General features: G+C 37.1%; 15 protein-coding genes. 7 read left to right on the forward strand and 8 right to left on the reverse strand.

Annotated features, from left to right (window positions below; genetic code table 11):
- Positions 1 to 32 precede the first annotated feature (32 nt).
- The gene (locus EP737_RS23090; protein WP_129731429.1) at positions 33 to 620 is read right to left on the reverse strand and encodes an exosporium glycoprotein BclB-related protein; all 588 of its coding nucleotides are present in this window, start codon (positions 618 to 620) and stop codon (positions 33 to 35) included.
- Between the two features lie 365 nt (positions 621 to 985).
- On the reverse strand, positions 986 to 1,636 hold the full coding sequence (locus EP737_RS23095; RefSeq protein ID WP_129731431.1) for a DUF3967 domain-containing protein: 651 nt from the start codon (positions 1,634 to 1,636) through the stop codon (positions 986 to 988).
- 566 nt (positions 1,637 to 2,202) lie between these two features.
- On the opposite strand from EP737_RS23095, the gene EP737_RS23100 reads away from it, so the two are divergent.
- Positions 2,203 to 2,754 (forward strand): hypothetical protein, encoded by a 552-nt coding sequence (locus EP737_RS23100; protein ID WP_129731433.1) that lies wholly within the window; start codon positions 2,203 to 2,205, stop codon positions 2,752 to 2,754.
- A gap of 662 nt (positions 2,755 to 3,416) precedes the next feature.
- Positions 3,417 to 3,980, forward strand: a complete 564-nt coding sequence (locus tag EP737_RS23105; RefSeq protein ID WP_129731435.1) for a hypothetical protein — start codon at positions 3,417 to 3,419, stop codon at positions 3,978 to 3,980.
- Between the two features lie 963 nt (positions 3,981 to 4,943).
- On the opposite strand, the gene EP737_RS23115 is transcribed toward EP737_RS23105, so the two are convergent.
- Complete coding sequence (locus EP737_RS23115; protein ID WP_129731437.1) at positions 4,944 to 5,324, reverse strand: MerR family transcriptional regulator; 381 nt, start codon at positions 5,322 to 5,324, stop codon at positions 4,944 to 4,946.
- A gap of 190 nt (positions 5,325 to 5,514) precedes the next feature.
- On the opposite strand from EP737_RS23115, the gene EP737_RS23120 reads away from it, so the two are divergent.
- Positions 5,515 to 5,832 carry a carboxymuconolactone decarboxylase family protein gene (locus EP737_RS23120; RefSeq protein ID WP_246040355.1) on the forward strand — a complete coding sequence of 106 codons (318 nt, stop codon included), beginning with the start codon at positions 5,515 to 5,517 and terminating at the stop codon, positions 5,830 to 5,832.
- 324 nt (positions 5,833 to 6,156) lie between these two features.
- Here EP737_RS23120 and EP737_RS26390 read toward each other — a convergent pair whose 3' ends face one another.
- The gene (locus EP737_RS26390) at positions 6,157 to 6,867 is read right to left on the reverse strand and encodes a hypothetical protein (RefSeq protein ID WP_246040352.1); all 711 of its coding nucleotides are present in this window, start codon (positions 6,865 to 6,867) and stop codon (positions 6,157 to 6,159) included.
- 461 nt (positions 6,868 to 7,328) lie between these two features.
- On the opposite strand from EP737_RS26390, the gene EP737_RS23130 reads away from it, so the two are divergent.
- Together EP737_RS23130 and EP737_RS23135 are read left to right on the forward strand one after the other, a co-directional pair.
- Complete coding sequence (locus tag EP737_RS23130; RefSeq protein WP_129731439.1) at positions 7,329 to 7,517, forward strand: hypothetical protein; 189 nt, start codon at positions 7,329 to 7,331, stop codon at positions 7,515 to 7,517.
- A 214-nt stretch (positions 7,518 to 7,731) separates the two neighbouring features.
- Entirely contained in the window at positions 7,732 to 8,265 is a 534-nt protein-coding gene (locus tag EP737_RS23135) for a DUF3967 domain-containing protein (protein ID WP_129731441.1), read from the forward strand.
- A 2,762-nt stretch (positions 8,266 to 11,027) separates the two neighbouring features.
- On the opposite strand, the gene EP737_RS23140 is transcribed toward EP737_RS23135, so the two are convergent.
- The 4 genes from EP737_RS23140 to EP737_RS23155 form a co-directional block, all read right to left on the reverse strand.
- Entirely contained in the window at positions 11,028 to 11,354 is a 327-nt protein-coding gene (locus EP737_RS23140) for a hypothetical protein (protein WP_129731443.1), read from the reverse strand.
- A 437-nt stretch (positions 11,355 to 11,791) separates the two neighbouring features.
- Positions 11,792 to 12,085, reverse strand: coding sequence for a hypothetical protein (locus EP737_RS23145; RefSeq protein WP_205651005.1), 294 nt, complete (start codon positions 12,083 to 12,085; stop codon positions 11,792 to 11,794).
- A 79-nt stretch (positions 12,086 to 12,164) separates the two neighbouring features.
- Positions 12,165 to 13,124, reverse strand: coding sequence for a hypothetical protein (locus EP737_RS23150; protein ID WP_129731447.1), 960 nt, complete (start codon positions 13,122 to 13,124; stop codon positions 12,165 to 12,167).
- Positions 13,125 to 13,168: 44 nt separating this feature from the next.
- The gene (locus EP737_RS23155; protein ID WP_129731449.1) at positions 13,169 to 13,570 is read right to left on the reverse strand and encodes a cbb3-type cytochrome c oxidase subunit I; all 402 of its coding nucleotides are present in this window, start codon (positions 13,568 to 13,570) and stop codon (positions 13,169 to 13,171) included.
- 358 nt (positions 13,571 to 13,928) lie between these two features.
- Between EP737_RS23155 and EP737_RS25800 the strand changes: the two genes are divergently transcribed.
- Together EP737_RS25800 and EP737_RS23160 are read left to right on the forward strand one after the other, a co-directional pair.
- Entirely contained in the window at positions 13,929 to 14,105 is a 177-nt protein-coding gene (locus EP737_RS25800; protein ID WP_165350893.1) for a hypothetical protein, read from the forward strand.
- 155 nt (positions 14,106 to 14,260) lie between these two features.
- On the forward strand, positions 14,261 to 14,461 hold the full coding sequence (locus tag EP737_RS23160; RefSeq protein ID WP_129731451.1) for a hypothetical protein: 201 nt from the start codon (positions 14,261 to 14,263) through the stop codon (positions 14,459 to 14,461).
- The last annotated feature ends 359 nt before the right edge of the window (positions 14,462 to 14,820 follow it).

Genomic DNA, 14,820 nt, shown 5'->3' on the forward strand with positions numbered 1-14,820 from the left:
CCCGTTATCACGGGTGGTTTTTATTTGTTAGATTAACTAATTGTAATACCAGCACTTGCAAAACCTGTGACAGCGGAAACGATATTAAGACCTGTTGGGTCTATTGAGAAAACCATTAATAATTTATCACCAGGAGATACTGGTATTGCTGCTGGAGCCACAGCATTACGGTTTTCACCAATTCCAATTACTGGACCTAAGCTTGGAGTTAATAATACTGGGGTTCCTACAGGACTGAAGGTACTACTATTTGGAGCTGCTAAATATAATTGTGCTCTAATAGTTACTGCTGCAGCGAGCTGAACTGCTACTGTAGTACTAAAAAAAGCACCTATTGATGTGACTGTTCCAGCACGAGGAACTACAAACGCAAAATCAAGGACTCCTCCGGCACCTAAATTTAGTGTGAATCCAGAGACATTAACACTGTCTACAGAACTTCCAAAGCCTAAGAGAGCACCTCTATTATCTAAATTACCTAAAACAGTAGTTAGTACAACTGGGGTCCCTGAAGCAAAAGGGATAATAGAACCAGGTACTGGGGGTGCTGGAATCGGAGGAAACGCAGGTGGAAATGCACAAGGATTGTCAAAATTGAAGTTTTTATTGTTTGAGGACAAGAATCATCAATCTCCCTTCTTTAGTAAGATTTAATATATTAAATGTGAAACGGGCCCTTTTTTCTTGTACGCTTGTCCGTGCTTGTCCAACAAAATTTATGATGTATACCCTATACAAGTCCAGTTAACATAATAATAAATTATCGGAAGTGGGAATCGCTAGGGATTCCCATGATATCAACACTCTGTACGACATATGAAATTTCACGTTATGCACGATTTTATACAAACTTGATAGAATAGGCATTTTCAGACCTAGGGATCCCCTGTACTAATACAAAAAATTGTATAGAATCTTGCATAAAAAATGAACCCTATGTGTAGATGTGTAGCAAAAAAAGCCCTGCATGTAAGCAAGGCTTTTTCTATTTCCAAAATTGCCACCAATGACGTTTGCTTTCCATAGTGGGAGCAGCTAGTTGTTTGGTCTCTTGAATAGCTCGGATGCTGTGTAATAATTGTTCGTCTCTCTCTTGTAGCAATCGTTCATGATGTTTTTGATATGTTTGTATGCCTTCTTTCAACATTTGAAATTCTTCTTGAGTTTGTCTCAATTCTTCCCTCATCGATTGAATCTCTTTCACTGTTTCTTCGCGTTCCTCGCGTAACAACTCACGTAACAAATTGGCGTTCTTCTCGCGTTCCAATATCTCTTTATCTCTTGTAATGAGCCAGGCCTGGGAATCCATTGGATCATGGGACGTTCCATCCGCGTTCCAATTCTCATCATTTATGGTCATCGCTACGGTCTTGGCTGCATCTGCCTTATTATATCCAGCATCTTTCATAAGTGTTTGGAACTGTTTTAAAGCCTTTATATCCTTTGATGTAAAGGTACGATATTCGCGATTGCTTTTAGGATCGCGAACCTTTATGAAGATGTATTCATGCTTCTCTAATTCTAAACACCATTTGCGTAAATAGCCTTCACTAATGCCTAACATTTCTGCTACTTCCTTAGTTAGAAAAGCCGGGAGTGGCTCGGATCGTATACCGTTCCGCGTTCCATCAGACATCGTTCCTCACGCTCCTCTTGACGTTCCAATTAACGTTCCTAACGATACATTATACACTATAAAAAGAAATACCTTTGAAATATGAAATTTGTCGGTAATATAAGCCGAACCTTAAGGGATATCAATAGCATAAGGGCGGAATACCTTTCCATTCTAGTCCGCCCTTAGTCTCTAAATATACCTATGAAAGTAAAAGAATTAGTGACAAAACCATAACAGAAAACATGTAGGATTTTATACAATTTTTCGGTAGCTGGGTAAGCAAATGGAACCGGAAAATCCGTACCAGTATGGCATTGTATAAAATCCTGCATGTTTCATATTGTCCGAGAATCAAAGACATGTTGATATCATGGGAATCCCTAGCGATTCCCACTTCCGATAATGTCGACTTATGTTAACCTGACGTGTATATGGTATACAAGGCTCCGCAAATGCCGTTCCTAAAAATGGACAAGCTGCATCTATTAGTAGTACATAATTTGTACAAAAATGGTATAAGCCATTCTATAAAGGGAGGAGGTAGAATATGGGATCATACTATGATAAATTAATAGCCCAAAGAGATGCGTACGTTCAAGGATCCAACTACAACCAAGGAAACAACAATCAAGGAAACAACCAAGGAAACAACAATCAAGGAAACAATCAAGGAGACAACAATCAAGGAGACAACAATCAAGGAAACAACCAAGGAGACAACAATCAAGGATACAACCAAGGAAACAATCAAGGATACAACCAAGGATACAACCAAGGATACAATCAAGGAAACAATCAAGGATACAATCAAGGAAACAATCAAGGAAACAATCAAGGATACAACCAAGGATACAACCAAGGATACAACCATGGATACAACCACGGATCCAATCAAGGATACAACAACCACGGATACAATCAAGGATACAACCACGGATACAATCACGGATACAATCACGGATCTAACCAAGGATACAACAACCAAGGATACAATCAAGGATACAACCACGGATACAATCAAGGATACAACCACGGATACAACCACGGATATAACAATCAAGAGAATAACAACCAAGAGAATAGCGACCAAGAGAATAACAACCAAGAGTACATTGATCGATGGCAGAGTCGACTGAATAACGACATGGATCAATTGTATCAATGGTATCGTTGGTCCGACAGTCTATGGTAAAACAGCTAAGAGAATGACTAGGCAATAATCGTGTATATGTGATTAAGATTTTAGCACTTCCCTTGCTTTTGGGCAGGGGTTGGTCGGGGGTGTGGGGGCAGAGCCCACCACGTATGCGTGTAGGCATATAGAGAAAGAGTAACACAATGAACGGATGGATCTAGCGGTTCGGCTCGTATAATTGCTCGTATTCTAGATAAGGCAAAAGAAAAGCTGTTAACGAAGTATTTTGATAAAGACGAAATTGAAGGTGCTCAAAAATTCTTAGCAAGTAAACAAAAACAAATTGAAAAAGAGAAACTAGAAAAGCAACAAACTTGAAAGAGAGAGCGAGACTATGGACCGGAGCTTTAGAAAAAATCCTGGCAAATTGCCAGGATTTTTTCTAAATTTTGCGATAGTAAAATCAAGTTTTTTCTTATCTTGATCATGAAGATATTCTCATAAAACTAAATAACTAATAATTTTACACCTTTGTAATACCTGCAGGGGTGTTTTTGTTTGCACATTTTTTTTTATTGGTCAAGTACCTTATATTTTGTCCTAGAATGATGAATATCTTATATCAACAGTAATATAGTATATTTCCTTAAGGAGGAACTTATCTTGTTTTATAAACAACATTATAATCAAATAAATAAATATATGAAAAATCTAAAGCCACTGATTGGTTCAACAGTGCAATGTAACTTTGGAGGACCAGAGAAAGGAAGAGGAATACTTCTTAAGCTAGGCTTAGACTATTGTGTGTTGCAATGCGATGAACAAGTATACTATTATCCATTGCATCATATTAAAGGCTATACACTTATCCAGAAAGATAACAATTCCGAAGAAAATGGCAATACAGAGGATAATGGAAATAAAAATAACGGCAACAACAAAAATTTAAACTATCCAATTGTTGTACCAGGCAGACGTTTCGTTGATGTTATTGACCGCTTAAAAGGGCAGAACGTTCAATTCAACAAAGGACCAAGCAAGATAAAAGGAACTGTAGTTGGACGTGACGCAAACCATACTATACTTGAGGTTAACAATGAAGTGTTGTACGTCTCTATATTCCACATTCAAAATATGTGCTGGGACTATTACAAATCGAACAATCACGGATACAACAACCAAGAAAATACCAGCCAAGAGAATAGTAACCAGGGGAATAACAGCTAACGGAATAACAATAGGGATCAATGGCATCGTTGGTACGACAACCTATGGTACAACAGCTAAGAGAATAACTAGGCAATAATCGTTTATATGTGATTAAGAGTTTAGCACTTCCCTTGCTTTTGGGACGAGGTGGCCGGGGGTGTGTGGGGCAGAGCCCCCACATGAGCGTCTAGGCATAAGGAGAGAGAGTAACACAATGAACGGATGATCTGGCGGTTCGGCTCGTATAATCGCTCGTGCAAGCCGATACCCCGCATCTTGCTTTTGGTCCTCGGCTTGGCGAAAAGTAAGAACGAGCCGAAAAAGATTCTGCAAGGGACAAAGGAAAGAAATGGCGACAGCCATTTAGGCGACGATTAAGGAGCCGGCTTTTCTTTGTTGAGGGTGGAGATTTTTTTCGCAGGGTTTGCGAAAAAAATACTACCCGTTCCTTGATGAATCGGAGGCAGATACAAGGATATGGATGCTTTTACAATCTAAAGGACGAAGAGGTTAGCATGGAAGAAGTAAACGAATTGTATGACGCTATCATAGAGAGCCTCAAACAAAAAGAAAGCCCGATAAGCGTTGTGGAGACGCCTAACGAGCTGATGCAGGATACAGAATATACCCTGATAAGTAGGAAAAGAGTATATTCACACCTAAAACACATAAAAGATTAATTATGAGCCTTTCGGGTGCGACCAACACCGTGAAGGGCTTTATTACTTATTCGTTAACAAATAATCCTATTAACATTATACTTTCGATTTTTCGAATATGGCAACAGTTCGAGACTAGGAAAATAATATAAATTCGATTTTATTTGTTTGAATTTCGGTCGAGCGTTAGCGAGTACGCATCGAAAATCCGTTCGGAAAAATAAATAGAAACTTATAAAAATACCCTCCAGTTAAGTAATCTGGAGGGTATTAACATAATCCTCGTTAGCGGAAGTTTGAGATTTATGTATTAGTTTGGTCACTATTCCTCCTGTTTTCTCTCCAACCTCTTATAATAGTCAATTTTTTCTTCGATCTTGTTAAGATTATCTTTTAAGTTTTTGATTTGATCCAGAACATTTTGTTGATGACTTTCTAATAATTCGCGCCGCAAACTTGTCGTGGAGTCTCCTTGACTTCTCAGATCAGAAAATCGTTTCATTTCGCACACTGACATACCTGTTGTCCGTAAACGGATTAAAAAGTTAATCCATGAAATATCTAATTCCGTATATCTACGATAGCCATTTGCATCTCGATCTACTTTGTTAAGTAGTCCAATTTTTTCGTAATAACGTAACGTATGCACGGATAATCCTGTGATATTTGAGATTTGTTGAATAGTGAATATCATCTTTTCCATAAATTTCATTATAACATACAAAAATAGTATTGCTTTAGAGTGCGCTCTAAAATGTAAAGTTATTTCATGAATTACTTACTTATTTAAATTAGAGCTAGTATTAAGGAGGAAACATCAGATGACTAGTGAACGTTATCAACGCGGCTGGCAAAAACTTATGGAAGTAGATGGAGAGGGAGGATAGCGTGTTATCGAATCGTTAAAAGACATTGCCCCTGACCTTGGTAAATATGTTATTGAATTTGCCTTTGGAGATATTTATTTACGAGAAGGATTAGACTTGAAACAACGCCAACTCGTAACAATTGCGTCTCTTACTACTCAAGGAGGATGTGAACCACAACTGAATGTACATATCAACGCAGCTCTTAATGTAGGGCTTACACCAAACGAAGTGATTGAAGCTATTACTCACTGTGTTCCATACACTGGTTTTCCAAAGGTTCTTAACGCCATTTTTGTTGCTAAACAAATCTTTGAGGAGCGTAATTTGAAGGTTACAAATTAAAACAAATTTAGGGTGACATAAGTTACCCTTTTTGTTATTATGCTCTTTTGCAGTGTTCTTCTAAGCAACTTTTTTAAAATGTGTCTCTTACTCTATGAAAGTAAACCTATGTTTTATCTTTCCTTTTTAGTTGAACAAGAAACAATGAATATCGTATTCATGTTAAGTTAACATAATCTAGCATTATCGGGAGTCAATGTATCTAGAAACCTATAAAAATACCCTCCAGTTAAGTGATCTGAAGGGAGCGTATTAACATAATCTTTGAAGGCGGTAGTTCAGCTTTAACGTATAGCTCCATTTCTAGCTTCTCTTTAGCAACTGTCATAAGTTTTCAATAGAGTCTGGAGAGGATGTTCCAGAACACGGTATTACGGTACTTGGTACCTTGAAATTTCTGGAGATACGTTGTCCAGCGCTAACGAAAAGAAGGTTAATGATATTTACTGAAGGTGAAAAGGTAACAATGTAGTTCCCTGGTGGGCGTCCTCCCAAAATCCCCATACCTGCTACTTGTAGTTGATTAGTTACAGGAGTATAAGTTACATGATCAAAACTTGTCGCTGTAAATGCTCCTCCAAAAAGAACCAAAGAACTATTTTCGAGTACACATCCTGGACATATATTTGCATTTACGTCGACTCCAGTTGCCCTTGCTTGAGCAGCGCATCTGGTTGCCCCCACTTTAGAAGAGCTACAATCACACCCTCCTTTTTTTCTTATTTTGATAGCTTCTTGCCCACCTTGTTCATCATTTCCTTTTCCAGCAATTCCACTCCTTCCATTTCCATTTGCGAACTGTGAGTCATTATTTGCGCTCTGGCTACCATTTATAGCGTTCTGTCCGCCTTGATTTGCGTTCGTCCCAACATTCTTATTGATTTGTCCGCCACCTTCGGCTCTCTGTTCAATGCTGCCAGCATGACTGCCTTCATTCGCAACATTAATATTGTTGTATATATTGATGTTAATTGTATAACCGTCCTTATCATGTTCGAAACGGATTACTTCTTTTAATTCATTCTCATCATTCATAGAGTTTTTCCTCTTTTCTTTTTTGACTTCATGTTCATTGTTATCAATATATTAAATTTTCTTATTTTTTCTTGTATGCTTGTCTGTACTTGTCTAACAAAATTGATGATGAATACCCTATACATGTCAAGTTTACATAACATGGCATTATCGGAAGGGGATTCCCTCGGGCGTCCGCGCCAATCCTGGGTTTCTTGCAATCTTCGAATTTATTACATATACAGGATTTTATGCGATACCCTAGTGGTACGGCTTTTGACCTCCCAATTTTTTGACAAGTCTCCCTACTTTTTGCATAAAATCCTGCATATTTTCATTCGATTTTGATGTCTGAAAATCTTGATTTAAGTAATTTTATATTGTGAAAAAATTTTCTTGTATTCTATCATAATTGATAGTTTATCCAATCTTTTTAATAGATTTTACATATACTATAAAGAATATCAATTGAGGGGAGTTGAATGAATAGAATGAATAGAAATAACAATAGAAGAGAAGACAACTTTGATTTTGATTTTGAACAAGAGACATTTGTGCGCTCTGACAACGATAACACAAATAGACTTTTTGATCGCAATACTAATACTGCTACTGTACGAAATAGCGGAAATTCCACTGTCAATGTACGCATAAACATTGAAGAGGATTAAGCAAGAAAGCTCACGATCAAGTTTTCTAACGGGGTCAATAGAAGGAGGAAGGGATATAGAGATAATCTCTTTTCCCTTTTTCGACTTATGCCAACACACCAATGTGGGGGCCCTGCCCAAAATCTACTACACTTCTGATTTTGAGTGTCCCTATAAGCTTCAAAAAAGGAGTACAACACAAATATCACGAAAACTATAGCGGAGGTGTAACGTTATGACGTCAGAACGTGATAGAGTGTATTCTCCTACTGATATTCAAGAGTTACTTGGAATCGACAGCAGTACATTAAGGAAATATGCCATTCTACTAGAAAAGAATGGTTATCACTTTCTAAAAAATGAACGTGGACACAGAGGTTATTTTGATAAAGATGTCATCACGCTACGTAAATTATTGGAGTTTAGCAAACAACCCGATATGACGTTGGAACGGTCTGCAAAAGCTGTAATGACATGGGTTTCTGAAGAAGATATCACGGTCAGCGTTCCGACTGAAGCACCGTTACAACCAACAGACGAACGTTATAACGATATGATAGAACGCTTGATACGACTAGAAGAACATAATAAGAGACAGGAAGCCTTTAATCAGGAGCTTTTACATCAACTTCAAAAACAACAACAATATATCCAAGAAAGTTTAGAACGAAGGGATAAAACACTAATGGAAACTGTTCGAGAGATACAAGAAACAAAACTTTTAACAGCAGCTACTCAACAAAAAAGATGGTGGCAATTTTGGAAGTAAATATGCAAGATTGTATACAAATTCAGGGCAGGAAATAAAATGGCAAGATTTCTAGCTATCCTGCCATTTCTACTTTGTAAAAAACATGCATGACGTGAAATTTCATTGACTGGCCAGACTGTAATAAGAATACAGATGCCCCAAGGGATTCCCACTTTCGATAATTGGCGATTATGTAACCTTGACGTGAATATGACATGCATTCTTTTTTTGGATGAGTAGACACGAAATTATCATATTAGAATATATATAATTACACTATATTCCAAAAAAAAGGAGGTTGCTATTTTGTATCCATGTTTTCCGGATCCTATTTCAAAGCAAAAACGCGAGGAAAATTGTTGTTGTTGCTGTTGTTACTGTAAATATATTCCGTCTATTTGCCCCCCTCAACCACCACTAGTTACATGCCCGTCTCCGACACTACCAAATGAGCCTCCAATATGTGAACAACGAAGAGCAGCGTTCCAAGCTACTAATCCTCAATTGCGTTTTGACTTCAATCTTATGTATTACTTTTTTAATAATCAGGTAACTTTTGCTGAGGCCATCCAACAGTGTAATGCAACATTTGGATTTACCCTAATAACCCTTCAAGAATTGATCGCCATAAGTAATGATTTTAATACTGCGGGATTATGCCAAATGTTACTTTGGACAACCCATAACGGTGTCCCAACTCTTGCATATTTCGTGCCTGGTAGTCGTACTCCAATCATACCCGTTCCAACAGCATCCTTGTCATGCCTAGCTTACAGCATCTATCGGTACAGGCCCTAGTGAGTAATCATAGAGTCAGATATTTAATGTGAAATTCGGTTAGCTCATTCCTAATCGGACAAGCCTGTTATATGCTTAAAACAACAGTAAGCGACCTCGATCATCCTCTTAGGAATCACAAGGTCGCTTACACTATTTCTTCACTTGCTAACCAAAAACCCTTTCTCTTTCTAAATCGCGTGTTAAAAAAGGATGGGAGTGTGATGCAGAAAAGATACTAGCTATTGCTTGTACTTATAATATAAAAAAATTATTTATTTGTAAAGAGAATATTTATAATATTCTAAAAAGTCTGAATATTTTCAATAATCTGGAATAAATGTAATATATTTGGAGAAATATTGAATCACTCTGCTACCTATAAGAACGACTATGTAAAAAACGAATCGTTCCTTGCGGAATTTTTAGCCTTTAAAGATAGTGATAATAAGAGAGATTCAACTGAAGATGTGTTAAAACCTTGATATTACTAGGTTTGTTAGGGTTTTTAGGGTGTTACGCTTTCGTCACACCTAAAAAGTTCCATTGTCTCGAAAACATTTCTAGATTATGGATATCTTTTTTTGTTTTTGTAATGGATGGAGTTGATAGAAGTATTTTTACACAAAAAAACCGACTCACGTTTTTATTTTCATGAATCGGCTAGTGAATCTTATGATAGAAAGAAGTCATTATGATTTACTCCTCATTTCTCATTTTTGATGTCTTAAGTGAAGAAGTTTATTTATTACGAATTCGAGCGTTTCCGTATGCTTCCATTGATTTTACATAGCTTTCCACTACTGAAGCGACGAAATTTGAAAGTTTTTTCATTTGATTTACCCCCTTAATGTAATTGATTACACTGTATATTTTTTATGTTTTTTTAGCAAATCGGCTATCTATTCATGGTAACGGAAACAATGAAAATGAAAGCGAATAATTATTCCATTTGAACTACTAATACGACATGTTACGTATATCTAGAAACATTTTGGGTGCCGTTTTTTCAGAGAGGTAGAAGAGCATAAGGGATTTCTGCTATCACATAGTGTGATAGACTAGGCAAAGCCTAGTAAAAACGTGATATCAATAAAAGTGTTTGAATGTCTCCATTGTGTTCCCCTATTTTTGAGGGATGTCCCTATCGTGTCCCCATAGAAAGTAAGCTATGTCCCCCTCACGTCCCCATCATTTTTTTCTAAAACCTTATATTTTTAATGGATGTTAAATCTCTCAATTGATTGTTTTTATGTTCTTAACGCCCATTCATTTTTCTTATAAAGGACGAGATTTTCTTCCACTTTTAGTGGTTGCTTTTTTCTCTCTACTCTATTTGATTCTTACTTACTCTTTTCCTATCCTAATCTTTTGTTTAACCCCCTTTGATCTGTGTATTTTCGATACTCCAGGTTGAATTAGATAGTCTAGAACAAACCATTTACAACTCTATGACAACCTGCCAATACATTCAGAAACTGAATATACATGCAACGAATCTTAAAAGGCCTGTAAAGCCATCTAAAGAGGCTTAATTAAAACTTAAAGTATTTCTACCAATCTATAAAAATAAACGCTTAAAAATGATTCTAGAAAGTCTGGCATACATTATGGGATTAGTTATTACCCTGACTGCCAGAAACTTCTGAGGATCTAGCGGATTTTTAATAGTTATCTACTTGAAATAATTAAGGATTTGTATGTCAAAGAGTTACTGTAAAGAGATCTACACACAAAATAAGATGGGGACATGAGGGAACCATTGTATAAAACCTATGGGACCACGATGGAAACATTAGTCGAAAAAAGGGGCACACAATGGGGACATTTCGGCATTTTTCCTGTCCCCACGAGTTCGTCAGGCATTGCCGGACTCCACAACCTAGTTGGGGACAGAAATCCCTTATGCTCTTCAGCCTTTTTAATTTTTGGGCACTAAAAAAGACTATCGGATCCGAAAGCTTTTCTTTTTTAGCTGGAATATGCAAAATAAAAAGCACCCTTCAAGAGGATGCTCCAACACCTAAATATTCATCAATTTTTTCTAAAAGTCCATTTGAAATGTCCTTATGAATAGCAAGTTTCCTTTTAAGCTGTCTAATCTCTTCTTTTAACTTCTCAGATTGGGATTTGAATTCCTTTATCTTTAAATTTAATATATTCTGATGTAACATTTCCTTGTGGTTTCTAGCCACACTTGTTATTACATCTAATTTGACATCTAAAGCCGAAAGCTGTTGTTCTTTTAAGCTTAACTCTTCACTAAAATTAGTAAGTTCCTGTTGTATTTCCTGTCTCCATTCAATTAGCATACGTTCTGTTTCTTTCATATGTATTCAACCTCCTTTCCGCATTCATACATTCGGCAATACAGAAGTGATCCCCTTTATAGTTTCCAGGATTTACAACATTCTAAACAACGCTCTAAAATAGCCTGTATCGCTTCCTCTTGCCTCTTATCAGGAAAATACCAATCAAGTAAAATCTCCCCGTACAAACGATTCTCGTAAGTCATAGCCCGTACGTATGCTGAGAGTAGTCGTATCCTTGTTTATCAGCGTTAAAAAGAAAAGAGCGCAGCTAGCCTGAGCAGTACCGCGTACCTAAAACATACAAGGACGCAGTCGCTTCTGGCGCCGCCCTCTGTGGACACGCCTAAAAAAAAACAAAAGAAACAGCCCCGAAAAAGAGACTAGTAAAAATCTTGCTAAAAACACCAATACCGCCAGTCCATATAACTTGTTTAAAGGACAGACCAGTATCCACCCTATTTTAATTTCTGTTTCAGCTTTTTAACGTATGGTATAGATATGTTTAAATGTTCGGCTAATTGTCTATTTGTATAGGCTGGATAACGTTCTATTGCCTGTTGTAGCTGCCAGAGTTTATCCTCTGTTTGTTCCTTCTGTTCTGCCAGGTACTCTTGCCTTTCTTTTATCCCTGCTTCCCTTCGCTTCTGTACCTTGCGGCTATAGCTTTCTTCACCGGTTATAATCGTCCTCATAGCCTTCATTTCTGCCTCTGTAATGTTTAGCTTCTCTATGACAGTCGCGTTCTTCATTGGCTTTATTAGAGTACGAGACAGGCCTTTCATACTAAACTCATTAGCCGTAAATGCTTCTAGGAATTCAATAGCATCATTAACAGGCGCTTTTAATTGTAGCGTTAATCTCGCCCTTCCTCATTAGCTTATCCGTTGTAGAGTATATTTTTCCTATTGTCGGTTGTATAAATTCCTCTACATCAACGCGGCTTTTGAGAAATAGGCATACAGTAAAGCTATAAATGTAAATGAATGTGTTACGGCAGCCGGTTAGATTCCCGTCCCTAATCTCTACTAACCTCTGTAAGTCATTCACACGGGCCGCATTAAGGCTATAGAGCGTCTTTACGCCCTCTTTACCAGTGAATACCGCTATACTCCCCTTACGCTGCTTTCCGCGCTTCCTAGCCTGCTCTAACGGTGTACAGAATTCATATAACTCTTGCAAACTGTATTCTAATTGCCGCCATACTTCAACTTTAACGGCAGCATTGTTTTTAGTATTCGTTGTACCCGGAAAACGTAGGACACGCGGTAGATCACACGCACGCGGGTCTGCTCCTATATCTTTTAGTTTACTAATGTATTGAAGGGTTATGTACTGTGCTAAATATGCCATTTGAGGCGCTGCACCATTAGCAATAGAGAAAAGTATCTGTAAGCCACGGCCACTAAAAATAACTAGGTTAGGATTCGGAATATGCCCGCTGAAAATATAGCTTTGTATCTTCTCCAACGCGTCATTAGGTGTAATTTTTAGAGCGTGGCAATCTATATCAACGCCTAGATTTCTAATTTGTTTGAGCTTCCCCGCTTCCCTGCTGCCATACTCGAAGGCATTTAACGAAAGGTACATATCATCTTTCTTGTTCCGTGCAGCATACTTCAGCATATCGGGAATGTCATTCAATCCCCAGAAACGTTGAGTACCGTTTACTGGCTTTAACGTTGCTATATATCCCGCTTTTTTCGTTTCACTAGCGTAAAAATCATGCCAATTCTCTATAATTGCATGAACCTGTGGTGCTAGTATTCTAGCGGCTACATTATCAGACATAATAAAAGCCCCCTAAATTTAGGAAGCTGTTTTTACCTATTTACTTACAATGAAACATCCTGTTTTGATACAACGGACTGATTCGCTTTAATCTTAAAGACATTAATGCTAAATAAAAGTACACCCACAATCACCAGTAACGATGAGATAATTGCAACAGGTAGGAGTGATTCACTTCCTGTAAGGATCATAACAAACAATGAACCTTGCATTAATGGTACGCCGATATTATGTAGCCAAAAATGAATCTTTGCTAATTTCGTTTCTGCTGCCTTTGGATAGACAGAATAAATGATTCCGAATATCGCCATAGATACCCATCCCAATAAGTTTAGATGAGCATGAACAGATGCAAATGCAAAATTATGAATTATACCCATGACTAACCCAAGACAAACAGCTATAAAGAAGTAAACAACTGCAATTTTCAAAAAACGTAGACCCATTACGTTCCCCCCCTTTTTTTATTACATATAGAATATATTTACAACACCGTTTACAATAGACTATTTAAGTAAAATTATCCATATAACACCAATTAAAGTGATGATTTACCATATACCGAGAATGTATCTAGGATGCTAAAAACCCCCTTCAGTGATCTGAAGGAGGTTCATGTTTACATAATTCCTGTTAGCGGTAGTTGGTTCATAATATCTTGGCAAAACAGATCTTACTTTTTGAGTAATATGATTTTTGGTTTGTTACGGTTTAATTATCTCAGATAGGTATTTATCTTATTTCTTTTTAGATATTGGACGCATATCTTAATTAAGAACTTTAGAGGAAAGGGAGGGCGTACACATGGAAAGACAATACCCTTATCATCATCCATACCCGGTGAGTTATTATCCATATCATCACCATCATTATCCATACCAGCATGTAGGTTATTATCCATATCACCACCACCATTATCCATACCAGCATGTGGGTTATTATCCATATCATCATCACTATGGATATCCTGGTGGCTATTAATGTAAAAACAAAAAACATCAAGAAAGAGGGGGCTTTTTGGGTCCCTCTTTAAATATTGTTGGTTTACATAACATTCGATGTAGGAAGTGAATAAAACTGGAAATTAATCATTTTATAATAAAATGTGCTAATAGCATAATATCTAAAATTAGGGGTTGATTATCATAGCAGAGTATTCTGAGCAATGTATAACTGTAGATGTTCCTCCGCGGTCAAGAACCATTATTACATTCGTATCAGGTACAAATGAATTTAAGCAAACACTTGAAAATCCGATGGAGGTACCTCAGGCGGTATCCCTATCTATCCCTAGTGGTATTGAAACATATCAAGTGCAAATATTAGATTTGGACTGATTCAATGTGTTACAAACATATCGAGTTCAACTGAAAAATTCAAAATGATAATCAGGGAACTAATAGGAACCTCTTATTCTGTTCAAGAGCAAAGGTTCATATCGGTTCTTTTTTATGTCCTTTTTACTCGGAAGATACCTCAATGAGTTGGTACAAAAACAGATAATATATCATATTATAATAATATATGATAGATTTGACCCCTCTTAGGCAAGAAAAAGCCCCTTTCTCCATGTGGGGCTTTTGGTTTATGTATATTGTATGCATGTTAAACTATTTATTGTTTTCTAAAGATCCACATACTTAACTAAGGTATAGGATTTACTTAAATTCCGCTAAAACACAACGGTATTTTTTGA

The sequence above is a fragment of the Ectobacillus funiculus genome (assembly GCF_004138295.1).
Classification (GTDB): Bacteria; Bacillota; Bacilli; order Bacillales; family Bacillaceae_G; genus Ectobacillus; species Ectobacillus funiculus.